Source organism: Actinomadura fibrosa, assembly GCF_900659615.1.
GTDB lineage: Bacteria > Actinomycetota > Actinomycetes > Streptosporangiales > Streptosporangiaceae > Spirillospora > Spirillospora fibrosa.
Map to the genome: position 1 here is coordinate 55167 of NZ_CAACUY010000012.1, position 23106 is coordinate 78272.

Here is a 23106-nt window from a genome sequence, read left to right on the forward strand (position 1 = left end):
GCCCTCGGACCGGTCAGGGACTGCCGGGCTCACCTCCCCGCATCGCCCACTCGTGGACGGACGGGGCGAGCTTGTCGGTGCCCGGCGTGTAGGGGATGTCGAACGCGGTCAGCACGTTCACGAACATGCCCACCGAGATGAAGCGCAGGACCTCCGCGGGCGACGCGCCCGACAGCTCGGCGACGAGGCGCCACAGCTGCCGCCACCGCTCGTGGCCGATCGCCCGCAGCTCCTCGTCGGCGATCGCGGTCGCGTAGATGGTGAGCTGGAGTTGCAGGAACTCCGGCCGCTCGCCGAGCAGCCGCCGGTAGGCGGCCGCCATCGCCTCGATCGCCGCGGGCCCGTACAGGCCGCCGGCGCCCTCCCGCATCGCCGCGCCCACCTCGTCGAAGCAGCGGTCGACCGCCGCGAGGAACAGGGCGCGCTTGGACGGGAACAGCCGGAACATGTAGGGCTGCGAGACGCCGATCCGCTCGGCGATGACCCCGGTGGAGGTGCCCTCATAGCCGCCGCGCGCGAACGCGGCCACCGCGGCCTCGATCGCCATCTCGCGGCGCTCTCCGGCGCTCATCCTCGGGCTCATGGAAGCCAAGTTAGTGGCCAATCACTAACTTCGTCAAGAGCTCCCGCGGGCCGCCTCACGCGGTGGCGCCCTCGACCAGCAGCAGCACACCGAAGATCGCGAATCCGGCCGCCGCGCCGTACTTGATGACGCGCTCGGGCAGCCGCCGTCCCAGCATCTGCCCGACGACGATCGCGAGCCCGTCGGCGGCCACCATCCCGATCGTCGAACCCGCCCACACCCCGGTCAGCGCGAGCAGCCCGCCGTGGTCGGCGGCCAGCGTCACGGTGGCGAGCATCGTCTTGTCGCCCAGTTCCGCCAGGAAGAAGGCGGTGCCGACCGCGAGGATCGCCGAGCCGGACGCCCGCTTGGCCTTGTCGCGCTCCTCGTCGTCCAGCTCGTCCCCGCGCAGCGTCCACAGCGCGAACCCGAGGAAGGCCAGCCCGGCGAGGATCGAGATGGGCCCGGTGGGCAGGGCCGCGCCGAGCGCCGCGCCGACCGCCACGCTCGCCAGGTGGACGAGCCCGGTCGCGGCCGTGATCCCGATGAGGACGGGCAGCGCCCGGAAGCGGGTCGCGAAGGTCATGGCCATGAGCTGGCTCTTGTCGCCGAGCTCGGCGACGAAGATCACGGCCAGGCTGAGAACGAAGGCGTACACGGGTCCCTCTCGCTCGGATGCCGGGCGAGGGACGGGACGCCGTTTCCGGGGGCACGCGACCTCGGCCCGGCATGACTGCCGGGCCGAAGGTCTCGTCCGCCTTCGGACGGGCCGTGCGCCGGGGGCGCCGCGCCGGTCCGGGGCCCGCGCGACCGGGCGCCGCCTGGGACGCCAGTATGTCGATCACGCGATTGGGACTACTCCCCTTCGACCAGACCAGACTACCAACGCAGGTCAAATGCCCTCAGAACAGGCTTCGAGGAGCGAAGGTCAGAGCGCGACGCCGACGAGCACGGGCTCGTTCACGAGCTCCACCCCGAACGCCTCCCGGACGCCGTCGCGGACCTCGCGGGCCAGGGCGAGCAGGTCGGCGGTACGGGCACCGTCGGGGTTCGTCAGCGCCAGGGTGTGCTTCGTGGAGATCCGCACCGGACCGAGCTCGTGCCCCTTGGCGAACCCCGCCCGATCGATCAGCCACGCCGCCGACGTCTTCACCCGCCCCCCGGACTCGGGGTAGCGCGGGAACGCGGCGTCCGGACCGAGCCGCTCGGCCACGCGGCGCTCCAGCTCGGCGAGCTGCGCGGGTTCGAGGATCGGGTTGGTGAAGAAGGACCCGGCGCTGCGGGTGTCGGGGTCCGCCGCGTCCAGGACCATGCCCTTGCCCCGGCGCAGCTCCAGGACGGCGTCGCGCGCCTCCTTCAGCGTCACCCGCTCGCCCGCCTCGACACCGAGCTTGCGGGCCAGCTCCGCGTACGCGATCGGCTGCGACTCCTCCGCCTCGCGGAGCTCGTACGTCACGTCCAGCACCACGTACCGGTCGTCGCCCTTGAACACGCTGTGCCGGTAGGTGAACCGGCAGGCCTCTCGGTCGAGCGTCACGCAGCCCCCGGCCCGCCGGTCGTACACGCGGACCTCGACGATCGTCTCGCTGACGTCCTGCCCGTAGGCGCCCACGTTCTGGATGGGGGTCGCGCCGACGCGCCCGGGGATGCCGGACAGGCACTCGACCCCGGACAGCCCGTCCGCGACGCAGCGGGCGACGAACGGATCCCAGTCCTCGCCGGCCTGGACCCTCACGCGGACGCGGTCGCCCTCGCCCGCGGTGCGCTCCGTCCCGCGCGTGCCGACGTGCACGACGGTGCCCGGGAACCCCTCGTCGGACACCACCAGGTTGCTGCCGCCGCCGAGCACGAGCAGCGGCTCGCCCTGCTCGTCCGCCGCGCGGACCGCGGCGACCAGCTCCGCCTCGGTCGTCGCCTCGACGAAGCGCCGGGCGGGCCCGCCCAGCCGCAACGTGGTGTATCCGGCCAGGTTCACCTCTTCAGCGAACACCGCCACGTTCGTCTTCCCTCCCCCGCGTCCCCGCCCGCGCCGCCCCGGGACTCCCCGGCGGCGCGGACGGGACCGATGCGTGCTCGGTGTGCCTCAGGCGAGCCGGACGACGGCCTTGGCGCGCGTGAGGACCTTCTGGTCGTTCGACCGGGCGGTGAGCGCCACGACGACCTTGTTGTCGTCGAGCTTCTCCTCCACCTTGCCGCTGATCACCAGCGTCGCGCCGCCCTCGTCGGGCACCACGACCGGCGACGAGAACCGTACCCCGTAGTCGACCACGGCGCCCGGATCGCCGACCCAGTCGGTGACGAACCGTCCGCCCTGGGCCATCGTGTACATGCCGTGCGCGATCACGTCCGGCAGCCCGACCGACTTCGCGACCCGCTCCCGCCAGTGGATGGGGTTGAAGTCGCCGGACGCGCCCGCGTACATGACGAGGTTCGCGCGGTCGATCGCGTAGGTCTGCTCGGGGATCTCGGTGCCGACCTCGACGTCGGCGTAGCTCACCTTGGCGGTCATCAGGCCCCCCGCTCCACGATCGTGTTGTAGGTCTTGCAGACGAGCTCGCCCTCGACCGTCTTCACGTCGGTCTCGACGACCATCTTCTCGTTGCTGCCGATCGACCGGATCTCGGTGATCGTCGAGGTGCACGTCACCACGTCGCCCGCGCGCAGGGGCCGGGTGTACTCGAACCGCTGCTCGCCGTGGACGACCATCGCGTAGTTGAGGCCCAGCGCCGGGTCGGCCATGGCGGGGTTGCCGAGCGACACCACGATCGGGAACGTGGGCGGCGCGATGACGTCGGGATGCCCGGCCGCCTTCGCGGCCTCCGGGTCGCGGTACACGGGGTTGCGGTCGCCGATGGCGTCCGCGAACTCCTTGATCTTCACCCGGCTGACCTCGTACGGCTCGCCGGGCGGGAAGCTCCGCCCGATGAAATCACGGTTGAGTGCCATGCAATCCGTCCCTCCAGGTCGAACTGGGCCCAACGGCCCCGGTGCCCGCGCCTACGCACATGCCTACTCGGTCTCGCGTCGGACGGTAACAGAACGACGTTCAGCCCGCCCCCCGCGGGTCGAACCGCGAGAGACGGGCTGAAGAAAGGTCGTGCAAGCGAGCAAGAAGAAAACCACCACGGCCGCGACCGACCTTCAGCGACCAGCTGCGAGGAGCTTCTTGAGCCGCAGCGGTGCCAGAGTCGCGATCGCGTGCGAAGCGCAAGTTCGAGCTTGCGAGAACTTGATCGCGAAGTGAGCCGCCAGGCGAGTTCGGAGCGATGCCAGCGATCGCGCGGTGCCCGTTGAAGGAGGGCCTTCAGGGCCCGACGCCGAGGGCAGTGCAATGAACACTGCGATCGCTGCTAAGTCCGTTGAAGGAGGGCCGCCAGGCCCGACGCCGAGGACTTAGCGAGTCTCACGGTGGGGCCGGTGGGTGCGGCAGTTGGGGCAGTACTTCTTGATCTCAAGGCGGTCCGGGTCGTTGCGCCGGTTCTTCCGCGTGATGTAGTTGCGGTGCTTGCACTCCTGGCAGGCCAGCGTGATCTTCGGCCGTACGTCGGTGGCAGCCACGATGGAGTGCCTTTCTGGGCTAGGGACATGGACTACGTGCGGCCGCCCCGGGGAGGGCGGCCGGCGTTTCGACCCAGGCCTTCTCACCCCCGGGACCGGGGGTGAGAGACATGGGTAGTAGCGAGGGCCGGACTTGAACCGGCGACACAGCGATTATGAGCCGCTTGCTCTGCCTGACTGAGCTACCCCGCCGTGATGGTCGGTGTGGACCGGATTGAAAGGATACCGGATGCGCACCGAAGCCTGGGAACGCCGAGTCCCGGACCTTGATCGGGGACTGTGCTCCCGGCTTCCCGGGCCGTGCCCCAGGCTACCCGCTGTGCCGGTGACCTGCGAAACGCCCTCCTGGAACCGGTGGGACGGTATCACAGGGCCTGCGAGGGAGCGAATCAAGGCGCCCGCGCCGGAACGCCCGGGACGCCCGCGACCGCTGTGACGCGCGATGCGTTCGAAAGGCGCACCCGCCACCCGGCTGCCACGAAGGCGAACCGGCCGCCATGGGGGGCGATCCGGTCGCCGGAACGGTCGCAGGAACGACGAAGGCCGCCGTCCGATTTCTCGGATGGCGGCCGTGGTGCCGTGGAGCCCCTTTACGGAATCGAACCGTAGACCTTCTCCTTACCATGGAGACGCTCTGCCGACTGAGCTAAAGGGGCTTGCGTCGTTCGCGCAGTGAAACCATACAGCCTCCGGCCACCGCATGCGAATTCGTTTGCCCCACCGCCGAGCCGACGGCGTCGCGCGGGTCAGCGCAGCAGGTTCCGCCGGTCAGCGCAGCAGGTTCCGGGCGATGACGAGCTGCTGGATCTGGCTCGTCCCCTCGTAGATCCGGAAGAGCCGCACGTCGCGGTAGAAGCGCTCGACGGCGACGCCGCGCATGTAGCCCATGCCGCCGTAGACCTGGACGGCCCGGTCGGCGACGCGTCCGACCATCTCGGAGCAGAAGTACTTGGCGCAGGACGGGCCGAGCTTGGTGTCCTCGCCGGCGTCGTAGGCGCGGGCCGCCTCCAGCACCATCGAGCGTCCGGCGTACAGCTCGGCCTGGGAGTCGGCGATGAGGCCCTGGATGAGCTGGTACTCGCCGATGACGCTGCCGCCCTGGCTGCGCTCCTTGGCGTAGGCGACGGTCTCGTCCAGGATCCGCTGGGCGAGTCCGACGCAGACGGCGGAGATGCTCAGCCGCCCGTGCGCGAGGGACGCCATGGCGGTGCGGAAGCCGGTGCCCTCGGTCCCGACCATGGCGTCGGCGGGGACGCGGACGCCGTCGAAGAACACCTCGGCGGTGTGCGCGCCGCGCTGGCCCATCTTCTCGTCGGCGGGGCCGACCTTGAGCCCGGCGGCGCCCTTCTCGACGAGGAAGGTGGAGATGCCGCGGGAGCCGGCGCCGCCCGTCCGGGCGAAGACCATGAAGACGTCGGCCTCGGGGGCGTTGGTGATGAACCGCTTGGCGCCGCTGATGACGTACTCGTCGCCGTCGCGGGTCGCGGTGGTCGTGAGCGTGCTGGGGTCGGAGCCCGCCTCGGCCTCGGTGAGCGCGAACGCCCCGACGATCTCGCCGGACGCGAGCCGCGGCAGCCAGGCGTCCTTCTGGGCGTCGGTGCCGGCGTGCACGAGGACCTGCCCGGCGATGCCGTTGCTGGTGCCGAACATGGAGCGGAACGCGGGGCTGGCGTAGCCGATCTCGAAGACGAGCCGCACCTCCTCGCTCAGCGAGAGCCCGAGGCCGCCGTACTCCTCGGGCAGCGCGTAGCCGAACAGGCCCATGTCGCGCGCGGTCCGGCGCAGCGGTTCCGGGATCGCGTCGGTCTCCTCGATCTCCTCCTCGCGGGGGATCACCTGGTCGCGGACGAAGCTGCGGACGGCCGTGAGGACGTCGGCGAAATCCTGTGACTCCATGGTTCCCATTCTAGAATCCAATTCCAGGATGCTGCCTCGGGTTCTCCCTCCTTCTGCCCGCTGTGCCAGGGTGATCATCATGAGTACGGCGTTCCAGCGGCTCTGCGACGAGCTCGTCCGAGCCTCCCTCGTCGAGGACCGCTCCTTCGGCGACCTCCTCCCCCGGATGATGCAGGCGGCCCAGTCCGCGTCCACCGCCGAGATGGACGCCGCGATGCCCCGGCTGGCCGAGGGCATCGCGGGCGCGCCCCCGAACCTCGGCGGCTGGCTCGCCGTCCTCGCCGGCGCCTGGATCGAGAACGGCGCCGACCCGGTGCCCGCCGGCCGCGCCGTCGTCGAGCGGCTCACCGACGTCACCGCGTCCGCCCTGGCCTTCGGCGAGGCCTGGGAGGAGGCCACCGGCGGCAAGCCGCCCGGCATGGAGGACGCGCAGCCGTCCCAGCAGATCGTCGACACCCTCGCGCCGAAGCTCGGCGACGGCACGGTCGCCGCGATGATGGCGTGGTTCGCGCTGCCGCAGTTCGCGATGGCGGCCTGCACGGTCCTGTCGGTGTCCCCCGCCGTCCGCGCCGGGCTGACCGACCGCGACTTCAGCGCCTTCGCCGCCGGCCGCGCCGCCGGATACCACGGCCAGATGGAGTACGTCCAAGGGCTCCTGCGCGTCCTGGACGGCGAGCGCCTCCTCGTCCTCGACCGCGAGAGCCGCCGCGGCTGGACGGTCACCATCGGCGGCATCGGCGACAACTTCCAGCTTCACACCCTCCTCGCGGGCGCGCTCGCCGGCCGCCCGGGCGGCCTGCCCGGCACCCCGCCCGCGCCCGAGATCATCGCCTGCTTCCTGGACGCCGACGTCCCGCCCGGCCGGCCGATCATCTCCAGCCCGTGGAACCTCGTCGACGCGCACGGCGAATGGATCTACAACGAGGGCGTGCCCGCCGACATCCCCGCCGTCAACGGCACCCGCGTCGTCGTCCTGGACCCGCCGTCCTACGAGCGGACGTTCCCGGCCGGGCGGCGCTTCCCGCTGATGCGCGCCACCTTCACGCTGGACGGCGCGCACCTGCCCGAGGACCTCGCCGGCTGGTGGCCCCACATCGCCCCGGCCAGGAACCCGCTCTGATCAGAACCGGACCGAGGACGGCGGTGGCGTTCAGAAGCGCACCAGGACCGCGGTGGCGTCGTCGTACCGCTTCCCCCCGGCGACGGCCGCCGACGCCTCCGCGTCCCTGGTCCGCCTGACGAGCTCGCGCGGCCCCTCCCGGTCGAGAAGCCGGAGCAGCCCGTCCCAGTCCAGCCGCCCGAACCGCTCCACCAGCCGGGACGCGCCGTCGCTCAGCACGGCCGCCCGCCGCAGCCCCCGCACGGGAACCTCACCGGTCAGCCCCTCGTAGGCCGCTTCCGGACGCGTGCCCGCCACCCAGAAACCGCCCGGACTGTTCCGCGACCTCCGGACCGCCTCGAACGTGTAGCTCGGCAGCCGGTCGACCCTGTCGTCGCGGAAGACGAGCACCTCCCCCACGTCCATGACGATCGGGGAGTCCGCCAGGACGAACCACTCCACGACGTCCTCACGCCGCCGCAGCAGCGACACGGTCGACGAGGGACTGTCCGGATTGCCCAGGTCGCACGTCGCCGTGTGCGCCTCCCCGGTCACCTTGATCGCCTCGGCCACCAGGTCCGGCAGCGGCTTGCCGTCCTCCAGCGCCATCCGCGCCGCGATCTGCCCGCCGATCCGCCGCACCAGCCACGCCGGGTCGTGGCGGCACCCGCTGTCCACCCCCGGCGGCGCCGTCGCGCCGTCCAGCAGCACGACCCAGCCGGGGCCCGCCGCGACGAAGTCCTCGTTCGGACGTCCCGGCGTCGCCTCACTCACGTAACTCACCTGCACGAATGCAGGTCTACCCGCTGGAACCCCGGTTTCGGTCCGAGTGCACCAAACCCTCACCATCCCGCCCACATGCCGCGGACCCGGGCAGCCAACGACGCGGTCACCGCTCGCGGACGTCCCGGAGACCACGCACGACCACTCCCGCACCGCGTTTACGGACACAATGGACCGATGATCGAACCGATCGACCCGGCCCACCTCCCGGCACCGTCACCGGCCTACGCGCACGGCGCGCTCGTCGAGAACGCCCGCCGCACCCTCTTCGTCAGCGGCCAGCCCCCGTGGACGACCGACGGCGACACCCCCGCCGGCTTCGACGCGCAGTGCCGGCTCGCCTGGGCGAACGTGGTCTCCGTCCTCGCCGGTGCGGGGATGACCGTCCGGAACCTCGCCAAGGTCACCATCTACCTCTCCGACCGGCGGTACCGCGACGCCAACGCCGCGATCCGCCACGAGGTCCTCGGCGACCACCGCCCCGCCGTCACGGTCATCATCACCGGGATCTACGACGAGTCCTGGCTCCTGGAGATCGAGGCCGTCGCCATCGGCTGAGGGTCGCCCTGCGCGGCCGCGAGCAACGCGTCCAGGGTCTCCTGCGACGACCGCAACCGGGTGATCGCCTCGGTGACCCGGGCGCGTTCCCGCCGCAGCCGCGTCACCATATCCGGACACGGCGACGGCACCATCCGCTCGCCCTCGTCGTGGAAACAGCCGAGCAGCGGCGCGATGACCGCGGTGGGAAGCCCGGCTTCGAGCAGGGCCCGGATATGCCGCACCGCCGCGACGTCCGACTCGGCGTACTCGCGGTAGCCGTTCCCCGACCGGACGGGCCTGAGCAGCCCCTGCTCCTCGTAGTAGCGCAGCAGCCGCCTGCTCACCCCCGTCACGGCGGCGAGCTCACCGATCCGCATGCCGTCCTCCGCTTGACCCTCACACCGATGTGACGCCCTACCGTCCCATTGTCCCGAACGGAAGGAGGCACCGATGCCCGGTGCGGTCGTCATCGGCGCGGGTCCCGGAATCGGCCAGGCCGTCGCCCGCCGCTTCGCCCGAGAGGGCCTGCCCATCGCCCTCATCGCCCGCAGCGAGAAGACCCTGGAAAACAGCGTCCAAGCCCTCACCCTCCAAGCCGACAGCACCGACGAGGAGGCCCTGCGCGCCGCCCTCGACCGCGCCACGGCCGAACTCGGACTCCCCGACGTCGTCGTCTACAACGCCGCCGTCATCCAGGCCGACGCGCCGGGCGAACTGTCGGCGCGCGGCCACCTCGACGCCTGGGCGGTCAACGTCGTCGGCGCGCTCACCGCCGCCGCCCACATCGCCCCCGCCATGGCCCGGCGCGGCAGCGGGACCATCCTCATCACCGGAGGCATGCCCGAACCGAAACCCGAATACGTCAGCCTCTCCCTCGGCAAGGCGGGCGTCCGCACCCTCGTCACACTTCTCGACCGGACCTACGGCCCGTCCAACGTCCACGTCGCCAGCGTCACCGTGGCCGGCCCCGTGGCCCCGGGCACCCCCTTCGACCCGGACGACATCGCCGAGCACTACTGGCGCCTCCACGCGCAACCCCGCGGCGAATGGCAGCACGAGGTCCTGCACACCGGCACCTGACCACCGGCCTTCCGCTCAGTAGAATGAACCGGCTCTGTCGTCCGAGCGAAGGCAGGAAGTTTCGTGGGTGTCCTTTTCGATTACTTCCGGGCACCCGACCGCGAAACCGCCCACGCACCCCTGCTGACCATCCTGCACGGCGCGCAGGAACCACCGCTCGACCGCTTCCCGGCCAAGGGCTGCGACCCCTTCATCATCATGGGACGCCTGCTCGCGCTCGTCCTCAACCGCTCCTGGGACGTCGATCTGGTCGAGTGCGAAATCATCTGGCCCGGCGACTCCCTTGGAGCGTCCCAAGCCTTACCGGAAGACGACGCATGGGAGACCGGCCTCGTCCTCATGGAACTGCCGTCGTTCTTCCGGGACTCCTTCGCCGACGTCGACGACCACGCACTCCCCTGGATCGCGGACCGCTGGTCCCGCACCCGCGAGTTCACCAAGGCCGGATTCGTCGACTCCGTCCTCGACTTCATCGAGGAGTTCATCGCCCTCACCCGCCGCGCGCAGAAGGCCGGCGAACTGATCTACTGCCTCTCCAGCGTCCGCCCGGCCGGCTGACGCTACTTGCCGTGCGGATCGGCGGCGTTCAGCGTCTGGACGACCTGGTCGTAGTCACCGCGCGCCTCGCCGTACCGGAGGAACTTCACCCGCTCGACCTGGATCTCCTTGGCCTCGGGCTGCGTCTCCAGCAGCTCGAAGACCTCCCCGACGAACTCGTCGAGCGGCATCGCGAAGTCGCTGCTCTCCTGCCCGGGCAGCAGAGCCGTCCGCACCGACGGCGGCACGAGCTCCACGACCTTCACGCTCGTCCCGGCGAGCTGCAACCGCAGCGACTCGCTCAGCATGTGAATGGCGGCCTTGGACGCGTTGTAACTCGGCGTCGCCCTGAGCGGCGCGAACGCCAGCCCCGACGACACCGTGACGATCGTGGCGTCCGGCCGTCCCTGCAAGTGCTCGACGAACGCCCCGATGAGCCGGATCGGCCCCAGCACGTTCGTGGTCACGACCTCCTCCGCCGACGCCAGGAACGTCTCGGGCTTGCGCCAGTCCTCCACCCGCATGATCCCGGCCATCGCGACCAGGACGTTGAGATCCGGATGCCGCGCCAGCACCTCCCGCGCCGCGGACGCGACGCTCTCCGCGTCCGCCGTGTCGATCTGGACGGTGTCGATCCCGGGATGCTCCTCGGCGATCCGCTCCAGCAGCTCTGCGCGCCGGCCCCCGACGATCACGGTGTTCCCCCGCTCATGCAGCCCGACGGCGAGCGCGAGGCCGATGCCACTGGTGGAGCCGGGGATGAAGACGGTGTTCCCAGTAAGGTTCATACCTAGGATCCTCACCCAAGTTCCGCCGCGCATGCAGAGACCCCTCATCGGGGGATCGCCGATCCCTGGCTGCCCCACGGCACCCGCCCATAATGGAGATATGGACCGTCCCGCCCTGGCCGACTTCCTGCGCCGTCGCCGCGAGGCACTCCGTCCCGGGGACATAGGACTCCCCACAGGAGCCCGCCGCCGGACCCCGGGCCTCAGGCGCGAGGAAGTCGCCGCCCTGGCGACGATGTCCACCGACTACTACACACGCCTGGAACAGCAGCGCGGCCCGCAACCGAGCGAGCAAATGCTGTCCTCCCTCGCCCGCGCCCTCCGCCTCACCGAAGGCGAACGCGACTACCTCTTCCAGATAGCGGGCCACAACGCCCCCACCTCATACCCCGTCACCACCCACGTAGCTCCGGCCCTCCTCCGCGTCCTGGACCGCCTCGCCGACACCCCCGCCCTCATCCTGTCCAACCTGGGCGAAACCCTGGTCCAGAACCGAATGGCCGACGCCCTCTTCGGCGAACAGTCGGGCTACACCGGTCTGGCCCGAAGCGGCATCTACCGCTGGTTCACCGACCCCCGCGAACGCCTCCGCTACCCCGAGGACGACCGCGACCGCCAAAGCCGCGCCCAGGTAGCGAACCTCCGCGCCGCCTACGGCTCAATGGGCCCCCACTCCCGAGCCGGCGACCTGGTAACGGCCCTCCACAAAGCCAGCAGCGAATTCACCGACCTATGGGAACGCCACGAGGTAGCCAGACGCTTCGAGGACCACAAAACTCTGATCCACCCCGAGATAGGCCCCATAGAACTAGACTGCCAGGCCCTATTTACCGAAGACCAGTCCCAGGCCCTACTAGTCCTGACAGCCGCCCCCCGCACAGAGGACTACGAGAAACTACAACTCCTATCAGTCCTAGGCCACCAACCAACAGCCCGATCCACCTGACAGCCTGATCAATCCACCACCTAGGGCGAGCACGTCCACAGACACCCCACCAGCAAGGCGAGACGGCACCCCGCCAATCCAGTCGGCTCCCTCCGGAGGGCGGCGACGGCATCTTCGTCCTCACGGGCACCGCCGACCCCCTGGAAAACCACCCTGCACTCCGCGGCACCTGACACCCAGAACACCTACCAGGTCCCACATATCGCGGCCGTATCGAAAAACGCATACAAGTCCGCAACACCCGTCCTCCTCCAATGAGGGCCCAGGAGCCGCGCCAAAGACATGGCGCCCGGCCCCGAAGGCCGACCGACGGAGGACCATGACTGAGGACGGGAAGTGGAACCGCCGCTCACTGTTACGAGGAGCAGCGATAGTGGCCGGCGCCACCGCCGCAGCTCCACTGCTGGGAGGCACGGCACGAGCCGACACCACCGACGCGGATGCCCTCTTCCAGACGGGGCAGTTCGAAGAAGCGGGCCGCGCATACGACGAGATCCTCAAGAAGGACCCCAACAACGTCCAGGCCACACGCCAACGCGGCTACGTCGCTCTACTGAGCAACAACTTCACCGACGCAGAGGAGTACCTCAACACGGCCCTCAAGCTGGCGCCCGACGACACGAACACCAACCGGCTCCTGGGCGACTGCTACCTCCGGCAGGACAAGTTCTCCCTCGCCGCACCACGTTGGCAGGCGATAGGCGACGAAGGCTACGCCAAGTGGTTCGCGGCGGTCCCCAGCAACGCGTACGAGATCCACGGCGACACAGCCCGGCTCCCCTGGCAGCAAACGGACCCGTTCCCGCTGGTCGAAGCCTCGGTCAACGGCGGCCCGGCGAAGCGCTTCATGTTCTACGTCGGCGCCCCCAGCCTGGGCGTGTCCTCAGCAGTGGCCAAGGAAGTCGGCCTGCGCGCCGTGGCCCAGGAACAGCTCGACACAGGCGAGTGGCTGTACTACGGAATGCTGGACTCGCTCAAGCTGGGCGACATGGAACTACGCAACATCCCTGTGAGCTGGTCGACAACAGCATCAGGTGAAGACATCGACAACGGCTACGACGGCCTCATAGGCACGTGGGTCTTCTACCACCTGCTGACCACGTTCGACTACGCAGGCCGGTCACTCATCCTCCGCCGCCCGACACCCGAAGCAGCCAGCAAGGTAAGCGCCGCCTACGCCCGAACGAGCACCAAGCCTCTCCCCCTATGGCTGGCCTTCGACCACATGGTGCACAGCAAGGGCAGCATCGCCGGCTCAAGCCCACGCGTGATGGCCGTGAACCCCGGCGGAGTCAGCGAGAACGTCGCGGGCATGCCCGAGGAGACCTCCAAGCAGTTCAAAGTCCGCACCGACTACGATCGCCCACTCGAAACCGCCGCCCACAGCCACCCGACCATCGCCTACCCCTGCTACCCCAAGCAGATCCGCCTAGGCGACGCCGTAGCCAACGAGGCCTACTGCGTAACAAACCCGAACATGCAAGTCGCCCGCCGCTACGGCTTCAACGTATGGGCCGACTTCGCCCACAGCTTCTTCAAGCCCTACAACATAACCCTAGACTTCAAGGAAATGAACATCCACATAACCAAAGGCAAAGCAACCTAACCCACACCCAAGAACATGTCGGGATCTACCCGGCCATCAACCTGACCCTTCAGATTCTCATATGGGGCGGTATGCGGTTGCCGTCGCTGTCAAAAGGTCTTGCCCATCCTCGTTTGGCATATTCCCTGTTGAGCCATGGCCGCAGACGGCGGGGAAGATAGCCGACAGGCGGCCCGGGCCCGCCCTTCCGATACAAGTAGACGTTCATGCCGATGACCGCCCCCATGAGGAATCCAAAGAAAACCCAGTATGCGTGCGCCAAGGGTCTCACCTCCGCTCCCAGATACCCGTCGAGCGACACGCCCCTGCCCAGCCGCTACCCCCGGCACGCAACTTCAATACCCCCCACGGCACCACCAGCAAGTTCTAACCCGCAGCAGCAACAAAGTCCCGCACCGTAGGCGCAGGCACACCCTCAGCGCCCATCGCTAGACGACGCTCGAAAGCCAGCGCGCCGCCATAGCAGATGGTCGAGCCGGACCCCCAGCGAACACGACGGAAGGCACGTCCAAACACATGGCTCCGGGAACCAACCCCCACGCCGACACACCCGCCCCAGCAGGCGGAGACCACACCACCCGCGAACCGCAGGAAAACGAAAGTCGCCGGAAAAGGCGTTCCTTCCGCCGGCGCGGTCGTCGACTACGACGTGCGCAAACCGGCCGGGTCCTCGGGACCACAGCTCACACGTTGCGCTGAGCAGGCATTGGAACTCACTGCTGTAGTTCACTACGCCGATACCGAGGAGCAAGTGAGGGAGCGCGAAGGGCGTGCAGAGCAGGCACTCGACGTGTTCATCAAGGCTGCCAGCGCTAAGGTGCGCGTCGCCTGAGACTGCACCTGCGAGGTCTCGCCAGAACGGACGCTCCCGACGAAGCCGGGAGCCGTTGCAGGCACTTACAATTCGCGGACAACACCGGTTCATGACGCGTCTCACGGACGAGATTCACACCCGTCCGAGCTTGTCCTCTGACCTGTTCAGCAGGCCCCTCGAATGCCTGGGTTCCGTCCCCGTCCAGGTCTGTCTATTGCCTCAGCATCGAGCCCTACTCCGACGTCGACCGGCACGTCGTGATCCAGCGCATCCACGACGCCGTGATGCCGTCCAAGATCGTCCAGGGCTGTTGTTGGCACCTGCGTTAGCAGCTGGCTCGTGCTTTCCGTGATGCCAACTGCCAGTGATCATGTCTCCCATGGACGGTCAGAGCGGGATCTGTGGGGCACCTCCGCTTGCGCCCAGGTCGTGGCGGATCGCGTCTCTGAGTTCGTGGAGATGCTCGCCGTAGGCCAGCAGCACTGGCTCGTATTCGGCCAGTTGTTCTCCTTGGCCGATGCGATCGCGCATGGTGCGCAGGCTGCGGAACGCTTGGTCCGCTGCGGTGATCACGGCGGGTGGTGCGACAAGAATGATGTGTTCGCGCGCCTTCGTGACTCCTGCGGCGCGGAATGCGGCTCTGGCGGCCTGCTGGGGAGTGGAATCGGGATACTCTCCGAGCGCAACCCCGCGCATCGCCTCGTTGGCTTCGTGGAGGGCGGACAAGTAATCCGTGTAGGCTTCGCGCCGCACGGCCGCAAATCTTTGGTGGTGTTCTCGTCGGAAGCGCAAGTGTTCGGTCAACAATGCCGAGCCCAGTCCGATGACGGCACCCATCGCAGTAGCCAGCACGGGAATCCATGACATAGCAGCGGAGCCTATGACGGACGTAACCAACGGACCATGGCTTTATGGAGCACGGCCACCGACCTGAGGGCCGCGGCTCCCCTTCCGCTGCCCGGCCTGTGCTCGTCCCCCTTCTGTTGCGCCAGCTCGTTGCCTACCTCGCCTGGCCGCATCGCTCCGGAGTGCTGTTCCGCGCGAAGGGCGAGACGGTATGACAGACGGATACGCGCGCGGATGAGTGCTCCGGCTCGCAGGGGGTCCGGCGGCGGTAAAACCCCAGAGTCGCCCACGATCAACCGTCCTCGGCGCGTGGCTACAGCGTGGAGACAGGGGATGCCCCCTGCTCTCACCTAGCATGGTCGCTCTCGTGGCCTCCTGGGCGCTCCGTTAAGAGAGGCGGCCGAGCGATCCGGCGCGGCGGGGGCCGGACGGGACCGGCCGCACTCCCAGTGCACCGGGGCGGGCGGCCGCCGGCGGTCGCGTAGCGGGCGCCCTTGAAGACGTAGAGGACATCCTCGTCCGGCATCATGTGCTGGTCTGCTCGGTGTTTGTCAGCTGGGACGAGTGGCTGCGGAATGTCCGCTGGCGGTAGAACGCTTGGTCGTGGGTGACGAGCGGTTGCGGGAGATCGGGCGGGAGTGCCTCACGGCGGTGACCTGCGTGGGCAAGCGCGAGAGGGGTCGGCGCTTGCAGCGGGGCCACTCACGAGCGGCGTGGCCTCAAGCTCCAGCTCGTGAATGAGATCCGCACGGTCCCGAGCCCGCCGGTCCTGGTGGAGATCCTCCGGGAACACATCGCCGAGTTCGGGACGGCACCGGACGGGCGCATCTTCCGAACCGAACGAGGCGGGATCGTCGACTCTACCGCCTGCGGCGCTGTCTGGGCCGCAACCCCTTGCCCGTTGTTGGAGCGACCTGCGGGAACGGGCCGATTCCCATCCCGCGAATATTCCGCGACCAGCGACATACGGTGGCGTCTGGTGGCAGTCGGCTGCATGTGGGGATCTTGAGATGCAAACGGCCTCTGACCGTTGCGCCTGGTCAGAGGCCGTTTCCCGTGGTGTGGCGGGTGCAGGGTTCGAACCTGCGTAGGCTAAGCCGACGGATTACAGTCCCCCCGCCGAACCGACCTGACCTGCACCAACGCCACCCGCCCGGCGAACTTCGGCCCGCATTAGGCACAGTCACCACAGAGCCGCGCGCATCGCTCCGGAGGGCGCACCCGCGCGAACGGTGCCCAAGGTGTGACAGACAGCTTCGCGCGGGTGTGCCCTCCGGCCCGCGGGGGGCTGGGGGCCGCGAGGCCCCCGCTTCACGCTCGCTCCGCAATGCACTTCCCAGATCTCAACCTCAGCGCTGCAGTTGAAGCAACACCCGAGACAAAACACTTAACTGCTAGAGCGAAGCAGGGTCTTCAAACGCATCTTTATGCTATCATTTATTGCATCCTGCAATCGCTGATTATCATTGATGTTATCCGCAAAATCAGGCCATCGATCTACCACCTCTTTCGCCACGTGGGCAGCGATTTCAGGTAGGTCGATATTTCTTATTCCTAGCCGCACCTGCAAGCGCCTGAACGTGCCCAAAGAGACGCGATGAAAAGCTTTCGATCCACCAAATCTGAGGCCAAGATCCTCGGGAGTCTCCTTGAACCGATAAGCCGATGTGCAAAGCAAATCGTATGCCGGGGAGAGCGTAGGGACTTTCTTGTCGTGATATATCAGCGACCAGTTCTTAAGGTGAGCGTCTCCATTGGAGATCATGACAGAGAAAGCTAGTCTACGCACGAACTCCTGAAGGGCCGTTTCATCGTGACCGCGATAAATCAAGCTAGCTATTGTTTCAAAGTTTCCTTCATACTTGCGATACGGGTAGAAATTTCGAACCTGAGCCAGGTCTTCTATGTGGATCCGATTGCGACCGCCATCTCGATCGAATCGACGGATAGCGAACGCATATGCCTCTTCGCCCGGCCAGGCATGATCAGGGATGCCGTCGAACTTCTCTCGTGGCATCAACTGGATCTCGGGTATCTCGATCCCAATGGCTGCAGCCAATGACATCACGGTGAACTCATTACGAGGAACATCTGCATAGACTGCATCCGGCAACTTAACGATCCAATCGCCCCCCTCGCCGAAAGCTGGCATTGTCAGTCGGTCCCCTCGTCGCAACATGGAGAATTTCATTGCAACCCCGGCAAGGGAAAATCGAATCCCTTGTTCAGGCATCTCGGTGCCCTGCGAGCCCGGATAGTCCTCCCAGGCTATTTCTTCTGGGGATTCATCGTCTGGCAATACACGCACCGCACCCGGAAGATCATGGCCTACCTGGGCTAGCAGCTCCATCTCTCTCTGGGCTGAGACTCCCCTGTCTTCAGCAATCCACTGCCTCAAGCGTCCTTCGGGAAGAAGATTGGAGAACCACTCCGGCAGTTTGAGTTGGCTCGAATGGGCTCGATGTAGATTCTGTTCGAAGGTGAGTCCGAGGACGGGCCTACTAGGATCTTCAATATATGCAGGATCCAAGACAAAACGGGTTCTGTCCACCTTCTGATACAGAGTGCCAACCCTAGCTTCATTGAGCCACACTCCAAATACCTGAAGATCAGAAGAGCGCATCGTCCCTGCCCTCTTCCTCTTCGTCTTCCAAGATGAGCCTGTCAAGGGATGGGGTGTCTTCGAAATCCCATTCACACAGTCGATTGAGGAAGTCCTTGAGATTTCGATCAACTAGCCTTTGACGGCTCTCAACAAAGGCTCCGAAATTTCTCTCGTTATAGAGATCCCTGATCCTTGGATTCAGATTGTGGGAAGTCAGTGCGTCAAGCCACGTCTCATAACTAACCCCGGGTTCGCGCCGGAGCAGGTCATCTAGGGTTCCGCTCTCCTGATCATCCTGGGGCGCGAGTAGAATGCGATTTGCCGCCCAGGGACGACGTGCTACAGGCAAGAAACGGTTAGGCAGGACAGTCTCAAGGGCGAAAGATGCAGTCGAGCGATCTATTAGACAGTCAGCAAGACGCTCGGTAGTGATCTCATTGAATTCTGTGAGCTCAGCATTCCACAACTTAGGTTTGAGGCTCCACCATGAGCAAAGTATAATACGCCCGGCACCCTCATTGGTCTTCAGACGGGTGACGGCGGGAGGCTGCCGTACTTCGGTTTGTACAGCAGCTAGCAGGGCGGTCAGTGATCTTCCTAGATCACCTGGGGTTATCTTGCCAGCTAGCGTGCGCATTGCTCCCGTGGCGCTACCTTTGAAAATATAGGGGCCGACCATCGCTGCACGCCAGAACCATCGACGCAGCAGTTGCCGGTCACGTCGATCAATCTGTGGGAAGTGCGCAAAGAACCGCGCTAGGACAACAAGCAAATTTCGGTAAGGAAGGAAGCTGAAGTGTGGGACACCCGCTTCTCCCTGAAGGAATTCAACGGCAAGGTCGATGGCCTTGGCGCCAGCAAGGTAGGCGTCTTCTCGACTCTCTCCAGGGAATTCTGTCGCCCTGTTATTTTCGTCAAATTCCGGACGAGGATTGCGGGCAATGTTACGGCCACGGCGAGCGAGGATGCAGTATAGGATGGTGTCATCATCGATGCGGCCGAAGTTCCGCTCAAACTCGACCTTTTCAGCGATAAGTCCTATCGTGAGACTGGAACTCTCGCTAACTTGCGTGTCTTCATCAGTTGCGGTTAGCCCAGAAAAGATCTCTGCCCTACTGAGCCGCTTCCCATAACTATTCACTCTTGAAAAAATGTCCTGCAGTACGGAGACGTTCGTATCGGAAACTTGGTAAGCGGGAACCTGGAATTGCCGGAGACTCTGGTTGATCTCGTTGGCATGTTCGACATATTCAACTAGTTCTGGATTCTTGGCGAACCAGCTCAGGATTCCTTTGAGATCGAAAAGTGTAGGAAGAGGGATGATAAGCGGATTTCCCTCGGGAGAAGTCTGAACAAACTGGCGTCGTTCCAGGTCGTAAGAGAGGGCGAACCTTGTATCAGTCTGCCCTTGTGGATGCAAGGCATTCGCTAGGCTCACGATTCGCTGCTGACCATCAACCACCCAGAGCGCCCGACTCATTTGCTCTACCGGAAAATGCAGAGCCCCAAGCTTCACCTCTCCGGCAGGCGCAGACCGGACCCAGAACAGAAGGTTCCCTACCGGATAACCCTTCACGATGCTGTCGAAGAGTCGCCTCACATCTTCTTGCCCCCAGCGAAAACCTCGCTGAAAGTGCGGCACGCGAATCTGTCCGCTCCATGCAAGTTTCATCAGGCGATCAACCTCAAAGGTTGAGGCCGTCGGCCTTGTATCTAGTCCATCACTCACCACTCACGCCTCCTTCAACGCCACGAACGTCGCCTCGATCGGGAAGTTTATCCGCATATGACCTGCTCTCCTCCAGTGTGAGGAAGCAACATGTTGAACGTGCTTCCAAGTCTGAACCATCATGCCCGACGTTGCTACGCCTTTGTTGGCTGCACAGCCGGTCGGCCGGGGCGGGTCGGCCCGGAGAGGCCGCATGCCCGGCCCGGCCGTCCGGCGGCGGCCGCGTAGCGGGCGCCCTTGAAGACGTAGAGAAAGTTCTCATCCGGGGTTGTGTGCTGGTCTGGTCGGTGGCTGTGAGCTGGGGCGAGTGGCTGTGTGGGATCTCCGCTGGTGGTAGAACGCTTGGTTGTGGGTGAGGAGCGGTTGCGGGAGATCGGGCAGGAGCTGCGGCGGTTGCGGACGGCTGCTGGGCTGTCCGGGGTTGGGCTGGCTTCGCGGGCTGGGGTACCTCAACCGACCGTGTCTCGGGTGGAGACGGGGCGACGGGTCGCTGATCCGGAGGTCGTCGGCCGGTTGTTCCGGGCTTTGGGGTTGGGGCCGGCAGAGCTTGAGCGGCTGGCCGATTTGGTCGACCAGGCGTATGCCGGGACGGCCACGCGTCGGGTTGATGCCGGCGTGTCGTTCCGGGCCGCGTCTGGGACGGAGCTTGTTCATGGGGCCCGACAGGTTCGGGTCTTCGAGGCAGCGGTGATTCCGCGGCTGTTGTGGACGGCGGAGTATGCCGTCGCTGCCGGGGCCCATCCGGCGGGTGCGGCCTCGAAGGTCGGGGCGGTGCTGGACGAGGCCGGGCGGCGGTTCATGTTCGTGGTCGCTGAGGCTGCCTTGCGGACGTGGCCAGGCTCGGGTGCATGCATGGCCGGACAGCTCGGGCACCTGGTGGACGCTTCGGAGCGGGCGCATGTGCGTTTTGGCGTAGTCCCGGGCGAGCTTGCGCCCGGGTGCCTCTGCACGGGTTCGCGCTCTACGACGATGCGGCCGTGACGGTCGAGACCTTCACGCGTGAGATGACCTTGACCGGGGCGGACGAGGTGCGGGCGTACGCGGAGATCTTCGGGGCGTTCGAGCGGGCGGCCGTGTTCGGTGACGAGGCGCGGGATCTGGTGCGCCGGGCGGCGCATTATCTCGAGAACGTTCTAGGCTCTATTCACTGAGCGTATTGGATAGCCCCCTAGATCTGTCATACGCTGCGTGTTCCCCGGGGTGTGTAGCCCCCTAGACGCGCGGGTGGTGATCGTCGTGACGCGCTTGTCTCGTCTGTTCGCAGGCCAGCCGGAATCGATCAGTCATGCCAGGGCCTTCACTCGGACCTTCGTATTCGAGCGGGTTCCGGATGAGTTGTTCCGGGCCGTCGAGCTGGTGGTCAGCGAGCTATGCACGAACGCCGTGGAGCACACGGCGAGCGGTGAGGAGGGCGGTCACTTCGTCCTCGAACTGGAGTTGCACGGCGACCACGTGCGGGTGTCGGTCATCGACTTCGGGTCGCCGTCACCGCCCATCGTGAACGACGAACCGGCCGGTACTGAGGCGGTCCGGGGACGTGGGCTGTTCATCGTCGAAGCCTTCTCGAGGCTTGGGGAAGCGAATCGCTGCGAGTCGGGCGACGGGTCTGGGCGGACGTCGTCGGCGCATCAGTGTGAGCGGGCCGCCGATACCGCGCCGTCGGCGGCGCCTGCGCACTGTCAGCTCCTCAACTGGTCATGAGCTTCCCGGCACAGTGTCTAGGGTCCTAGACTCGCTGGCAGCGGCCAGAGGAGGTGTCATGCCCGGCGACTTGGAGCGCATCGCGCAGATCGACGACCCGTACGAACTGTTGCGCGCGGCGACTGAGCGTCTGGCAGAGGCACAGCAGGAAGTCACGGAACTGGCCCGGTTACGACGCAGGTTGATCCAGGACCTGCATGCGCAAGGCATGTCGTACGCGCAGATCGCTAACGCGGCAGGACTGAGCCGCGGGCGCATCCATCAGATCCGGCACACGGGGCCGGCGCCTGAGGGCGCGTTCCTTGGCTCGGGTGAGGTGACCGTGGTGACGCCGCTGCGGCCGGACCCCACGAGCGATCGCACGTACGTTGCGCTGGATGACCTGACGACCGGCAAGCGGCTGGAAGAGCTCGCCCGGACGTTCGATCTGTCGGTCGGTTATGACCATGTGGCGCTGGACGGGACGATCAACCTCAACCGGGCTGGTCTGCTGGTGATCTGCGGCCCTCGGATGTCGCCCGCGATGCAAGCGGCGTACGACAGTGATCCCGTGATCGAGTGGGAGCGGGACGAGGTGGGTTGGCTGCTGCGTGACACCGGGACGGGTGTGGAGCATCGGTCCGGGCAGGAGGACGATCCGGCGCGGCCCTACGACGTGGGGTACCTGGGCCGCCTGGCTCGGCCGGACGGCAACGGAAGCTTCATCGCCATCGCGGGCACCCACCCTGAGGGTTCGTTGGGCGTGGTGCACCTGCTGACCACGGATATCGGAAGCTTGTGGGGGCAGGTGGGCAACGAACGGTTCTCGGTCGTGGTCGGCACCGAGTACACGCCGGACACGCACGAGCCGGTGCGGACCGATTTGCTGACACCGATCTACCGGCACGACCAGGCGGCTACTTGACGGGGGATGCATGCGTGTGCTGATCGCCAGCGAACCGGGCCGTCCTGGACGAGACAACGAGGACTTCGCGGCGGCGGCACCGGGCCTGTTCCTCGTGGTCGACGGAGCGGGCTCCCCAGCCGGACTCGAATCGGGCTGCATGCACTCGGTCTCCTGGTACGCGCGCAACCTCGGCGGCCTGCTACTCGCGGCCGCCACCGATCCCAGCATCGGCCTAAACGAGGCGCTCGCGCTGAGCATCGAACGAGTCAACGCACTGCACGCCGACACGTGTGACCTCGGGCACCCTGGCTCCCCGTCGGCGACCGTGGCCCTTGCTCGGGTACTCACCAATCGCATCGAACACCTGGTGATATCTGACGCCGTCCTCGTCCTCGACCAGGCGACCGGGGCGCCGACGGTCGTCACGGACGATCGGCTCGCGCAAGTGATCGCGCGACTCGATGACCCCGGCGAGTCCGCACTGGGAAGCGCCGAACACGCGGGGCGCCTGCGTAGCCGGGTCGAGCAGCTCGCCGAGTACCGCAACCAACCTGACGGGTTCTGGGTGGCCAGTACGAGACCGGAAGCCGCAGAGGAAGCCCTTACGGGTTCCACTCCCCTGGCGGACCTGGACGCCGTTGCCCTGCTGAGCGACGGTGCAAGTCGGCTCGCCGACCGCTTCCGCCTGCTCACCTGGCCGGACCTGCTCTGCGTCCTCCGTAAGGACGGCCCGGCCGAGGTGATCACCAGGACTCGTGAAGCCGAAAGGTCCGATCCGGACGGGGCGCGCTGGCCAAGGGGCAAGGCGTCCGACGACGCCAGCGCCGTCTACTGGGCCGTCCGGGGCTGAGGGCGGACGGACGCAAAGCATCGAATCGCCGCCGTGGCCAGAGAATTCCGACAGGGGTCTGGCGCAGATAGCCGACGGACGTTCTGCGGGCCAGAGACGTTCAGGGTTGAACGAGAACGGCCTCTGACCGTTGCAGCTGGTCAGAGGCCGGTTCGCGTGGGGTGGCGGGTGCAGGGTTCGAACCTGCGTAGGCTAAGCCGACGGATTTACAGTCCGCTCCCATTGGCCACTCGGGCAACCCGCCGTGGCGTCGCTCTCGCGACGGCACTGGAAAGAATAG

General features: G+C 66.8%; 25 protein-coding genes and 4 tRNA genes. 12 read left to right on the forward strand and 17 right to left on the reverse strand.

The window, feature by feature from the left end; translation table 11 throughout:
- Nucleotides 1–13: 13 nt before the first annotated feature.
- The 9 genes from E1300_RS07335 to E1300_RS07375 form a co-directional block, all read right to left on the reverse strand.
- On the reverse strand, nt 14–583 hold the full coding sequence (locus E1300_RS07335; RefSeq protein ID WP_131756120.1) for a TetR/AcrR family transcriptional regulator: 570 nt from the start codon (nt 581–583) through the stop codon (nt 14–16).
- 55 nt (nt 584–638) lie between these two features.
- The gene (locus E1300_RS07340; RefSeq protein WP_131756121.1) at nt 639–1220 is read right to left on the reverse strand and encodes a TMEM165/GDT1 family protein; all 582 of its coding nucleotides are present in this window, start codon (nt 1218–1220) and stop codon (nt 639–641) included.
- Nucleotides 1221–1490: 270 nt separating this feature from the next.
- Nucleotides 1491–2558, reverse strand: coding sequence for a UDP-N-acetylmuramate dehydrogenase (locus E1300_RS07345; protein ID WP_131756122.1), 1068 nt, complete (start codon nt 2556–2558; stop codon nt 1491–1493).
- Nucleotides 2559–2645: 87 nt separating this feature from the next.
- A complete protein-coding gene (locus E1300_RS07350; protein WP_131756123.1) occupies nt 2646–3071 on the reverse strand; it encodes a MaoC family dehydratase in 426 nt (141 codons plus the stop codon).
- Nucleotides 3071–3508: a MaoC family dehydratase N-terminal domain-containing protein gene (locus tag E1300_RS07355; protein WP_131756124.1), complete on the reverse strand. Its 438-nt coding sequence runs from the start codon at nt 3506–3508 to the stop codon at nt 3071–3073. The genes E1300_RS07350 and E1300_RS07355 overlap by 1 nt, the downstream gene beginning before the upstream one ends.
- Nucleotides 3509–3955: 447 nt before the next feature.
- Complete coding sequence (gene rpmG, locus E1300_RS07360) at nt 3956–4120, reverse strand: 50S ribosomal protein L33 (protein WP_026404241.1); 165 nt, start codon at nt 4118–4120, stop codon at nt 3956–3958.
- A 118-nt stretch (nt 4121–4238) separates the two neighbouring features.
- A tRNA-Met gene (locus tag E1300_RS07365) sits at nt 4239–4312 on the reverse strand.
- 388 nt (nt 4313–4700) lie between these two features.
- Nucleotides 4701–4776: transfer RNA gene (locus tag E1300_RS07370), tRNA-Thr, on the reverse strand.
- A 112-nt stretch (nt 4777–4888) separates the two neighbouring features.
- Entirely contained in the window at nt 4889–6016 is a 1128-nt protein-coding gene (locus E1300_RS07375; RefSeq protein WP_131756125.1) for an acyl-CoA dehydrogenase family protein, read from the reverse strand.
- A gap of 79 nt (nt 6017–6095) precedes the next feature.
- Here E1300_RS07375 and E1300_RS07380 point away from each other — a divergent pair, with 79 nt between their 5' ends.
- Entirely contained in the window at nt 6096–7136 is a 1041-nt protein-coding gene (locus tag E1300_RS07380; RefSeq protein WP_131756126.1) for a hypothetical protein, read from the forward strand.
- Between the two features lie 30 nt (nt 7137–7166).
- Here the strand turns inward: E1300_RS07380 and E1300_RS07385 are convergent, their stop codons facing one another.
- Complete coding sequence (locus tag E1300_RS07385) at nt 7167–7889, reverse strand: protein phosphatase 2C domain-containing protein (protein WP_242618995.1); 723 nt, start codon at nt 7887–7889, stop codon at nt 7167–7169.
- Between the two features lie 186 nt (nt 7890–8075).
- Between E1300_RS07385 and E1300_RS07390 the strand changes: the two genes are divergently transcribed.
- Nucleotides 8076–8456, forward strand: a complete 381-nt coding sequence (locus tag E1300_RS07390) for a RidA family protein (RefSeq protein WP_131756128.1) — start codon at nt 8076–8078, stop codon at nt 8454–8456.
- On the opposite strand, the gene E1300_RS07395 is transcribed toward E1300_RS07390, so the two are convergent.
- Nucleotides 8408–8815 (reverse strand): MerR family transcriptional regulator, encoded by a 408-nt coding sequence (locus E1300_RS07395; RefSeq protein ID WP_131756129.1) that lies wholly within the window; start codon nt 8813–8815, stop codon nt 8408–8410. The genes E1300_RS07390 and E1300_RS07395 overlap by 49 nt on opposite strands.
- A 73-nt stretch (nt 8816–8888) precedes the next feature.
- On the opposite strand from E1300_RS07395, the gene E1300_RS07400 reads away from it, so the two are divergent.
- On the forward strand, nt 8889–9518 hold the full coding sequence (locus E1300_RS07400; protein ID WP_131756130.1) for an SDR family NAD(P)-dependent oxidoreductase: 630 nt from the start codon (nt 8889–8891) through the stop codon (nt 9516–9518).
- A gap of 63 nt (nt 9519–9581) precedes the next feature.
- Complete coding sequence (locus tag E1300_RS07405; RefSeq protein WP_131756131.1) at nt 9582–10076, forward strand: hypothetical protein; 495 nt, start codon at nt 9582–9584, stop codon at nt 10074–10076.
- A gap of 2 nt (nt 10077–10078) precedes the next feature.
- Here E1300_RS07405 and E1300_RS07410 read toward each other — a convergent pair whose 3' ends face one another.
- Nucleotides 10079–10843 carry an SDR family oxidoreductase gene (locus E1300_RS07410; RefSeq protein WP_131756132.1) on the reverse strand — a complete coding sequence of 255 codons (765 nt, stop codon included), beginning with the start codon at nt 10841–10843 and terminating at the stop codon, nt 10079–10081.
- Between the two features lie 100 nt (nt 10844–10943).
- On the opposite strand from E1300_RS07410, the gene E1300_RS07415 reads away from it, so the two are divergent.
- The 3 genes from E1300_RS07415 (at nt 10944) to kilB (ending at nt 14227) form a co-directional block, all read left to right on the forward strand.
- Nucleotides 10944–11789, forward strand: coding sequence for a helix-turn-helix transcriptional regulator (locus E1300_RS07415; protein ID WP_131756133.1), 846 nt, complete (start codon nt 10944–10946; stop codon nt 11787–11789).
- A 319-nt stretch (nt 11790–12108) separates the two neighbouring features.
- Nucleotides 12109–13395 carry a tetratricopeptide repeat protein gene (locus tag E1300_RS07420; protein ID WP_131756134.1) on the forward strand — a complete coding sequence of 429 codons (1287 nt, stop codon included), beginning with the start codon at nt 12109–12111 and terminating at the stop codon, nt 13393–13395.
- A 466-nt stretch (nt 13396–13861) separates the two neighbouring features.
- On the forward strand, nt 13862–14227 hold the full coding sequence (gene kilB / locus E1300_RS54325; protein WP_503104929.1) for a plasmid transfer protein KilB: 366 nt from the start codon (nt 13862–13864) through the stop codon (nt 14225–14227).
- 369 nt (nt 14228–14596) lie between these two features.
- On the opposite strand, the gene E1300_RS07425 is transcribed toward kilB, so the two are convergent.
- The 4 genes from E1300_RS07425 to E1300_RS07435 all read right to left on the reverse strand — a co-directional run bounded on the left by E1300_RS07425 (nt 14597) and on the right by E1300_RS07435 (nt 19392).
- Complete coding sequence (locus E1300_RS07425; protein ID WP_131756135.1) at nt 14597–15076, reverse strand: hypothetical protein; 480 nt, start codon at nt 15074–15076, stop codon at nt 14597–14599.
- A gap of 1036 nt (nt 15077–16112) precedes the next feature.
- Nucleotides 16113–16204 (reverse strand) — tRNA-OTHER (locus E1300_RS49855).
- 238 nt (nt 16205–16442) lie between these two features.
- On the reverse strand, nt 16443–17678 hold the full coding sequence (locus E1300_RS07430; protein ID WP_131756136.1) for a type II toxin-antitoxin system HipA family toxin: 1236 nt from the start codon (nt 17676–17678) through the stop codon (nt 16443–16445).
- On the reverse strand, nt 17665–19392 hold the full coding sequence (locus E1300_RS07435; protein WP_131756137.1) for a DUF262 domain-containing protein: 1728 nt from the start codon (nt 19390–19392) through the stop codon (nt 17665–17667). Before E1300_RS07435 ends, E1300_RS07430 begins: the two co-directional genes overlap by 14 nt.
- 345 nt (nt 19393–19737) lie before the next feature.
- Here E1300_RS07435 and E1300_RS07440 point away from each other — a divergent pair, with 345 nt between their 5' ends.
- The 5 genes from E1300_RS07440 to E1300_RS07455 all read left to right on the forward strand — a co-directional run bounded on the left by E1300_RS07440 (nt 19738) and on the right by E1300_RS07455 (nt 22826).
- Entirely contained in the window at nt 19738–20370 is a 633-nt protein-coding gene (locus tag E1300_RS07440) for a Scr1 family TA system antitoxin-like transcriptional regulator (protein WP_242618996.1), read from the forward strand.
- Nucleotides 20367–20540, forward strand: a complete 174-nt coding sequence (locus tag E1300_RS52240; RefSeq protein ID WP_242618997.1) for a hypothetical protein — start codon at nt 20367–20369, stop codon at nt 20538–20540. Before E1300_RS07440 ends, E1300_RS52240 begins: the two co-directional genes overlap by 4 nt.
- Nucleotides 20541–20616: 76 nt before the next feature.
- A complete protein-coding gene (locus tag E1300_RS07445; protein WP_242618998.1) occupies nt 20617–21090 on the forward strand; it encodes an ATP-binding protein in 474 nt (157 codons plus the stop codon).
- A gap of 58 nt (nt 21091–21148) precedes the next feature.
- Nucleotides 21149–21994, forward strand: a complete 846-nt coding sequence (locus E1300_RS07450; RefSeq protein WP_131756138.1) for a sigma-70 RNA polymerase sigma factor region 4 domain-containing protein — start codon at nt 21149–21151, stop codon at nt 21992–21994.
- 10 nt (nt 21995–22004) lie between these two features.
- The gene (locus E1300_RS07455) at nt 22005–22826 is read left to right on the forward strand and encodes a protein phosphatase 2C domain-containing protein (RefSeq protein WP_131756139.1); all 822 of its coding nucleotides are present in this window, start codon (nt 22005–22007) and stop codon (nt 22824–22826) included.
- A 162-nt stretch (nt 22827–22988) separates the two neighbouring features.
- Here E1300_RS07455 and E1300_RS07460 read toward each other — a convergent pair.
- A tRNA-Tyr gene (locus E1300_RS07460) sits at nt 22989–23070 on the reverse strand.
- Between the last annotated feature and the right edge of the window lie 36 nt (nt 23071–23106).

Coding starts and splice junctions, on each gene's coding strand:
- E1300_RS07430 (WP_131756136.1), bottom strand. CDS start 17,678: ATGCGCTCTTCTGATCTTCAGGTATTTGGAGTGTGGCTCAATGAAGCT.
- E1300_RS07455 (WP_131756139.1), top strand. CDS start 22,005: ATGCGTGTGCTGATCGCCAGCGAACCGGGCCGTCCTGGACGAGACAAC.
- E1300_RS07375 (WP_131756125.1), bottom strand. CDS start 6,016: ATGGAGTCACAGGATTTCGCCGACGTCCTCACGGCCGTCCGCAGCTTC.
- E1300_RS07450 (WP_131756138.1), top strand. CDS start 21,149: ATGCCCGGCGACTTGGAGCGCATCGCGCAGATCGACGACCCGTACGAA.
- E1300_RS07335 (WP_131756120.1), bottom strand. CDS start 583: ATGAGCCCGAGGATGAGCGCCGGAGAGCGCCGCGAGATGGCGATCGAG.
- E1300_RS07355 (WP_131756124.1), bottom strand. CDS start 3,508: ATGGCACTCAACCGTGATTTCATCGGGCGGAGCTTCCCGCCCGGCGAG.
- E1300_RS07390 (WP_131756128.1), top strand. CDS start 8,076: ATGATCGAACCGATCGACCCGGCCCACCTCCCGGCACCGTCACCGGCC.
- E1300_RS07395 (WP_131756129.1), bottom strand. CDS start 8,815: ATGCGGATCGGTGAGCTCGCCGCCGTGACGGGGGTGAGCAGGCGGCTG.
- kilB (WP_503104929.1), top strand. CDS start 13,862: ATGGTCGAGCCGGACCCCCAGCGAACACGACGGAAGGCACGTCCAAAC.
- E1300_RS07380 (WP_131756126.1), top strand. CDS start 6,096: ATGAGTACGGCGTTCCAGCGGCTCTGCGACGAGCTCGTCCGAGCCTCC.
- E1300_RS07415 (WP_131756133.1), top strand. CDS start 10,944: ATGGACCGTCCCGCCCTGGCCGACTTCCTGCGCCGTCGCCGCGAGGCA.
- E1300_RS07400 (WP_131756130.1), top strand. CDS start 8,889: ATGCCCGGTGCGGTCGTCATCGGCGCGGGTCCCGGAATCGGCCAGGCC.
- E1300_RS07350 (WP_131756123.1), bottom strand. CDS start 3,071: ATGACCGCCAAGGTGAGCTACGCCGACGTCGAGGTCGGCACCGAGATC.
- E1300_RS07425 (WP_131756135.1), bottom strand. CDS start 15,076: ATGTCATGGATTCCCGTGCTGGCTACTGCGATGGGTGCCGTCATCGGA.
- E1300_RS07410 (WP_131756132.1), bottom strand. CDS start 10,843: ATGAACCTTACTGGGAACACCGTCTTCATCCCCGGCTCCACCAGTGGC.
- E1300_RS07420 (WP_131756134.1), top strand. CDS start 12,109: ATGACTGAGGACGGGAAGTGGAACCGCCGCTCACTGTTACGAGGAGCA.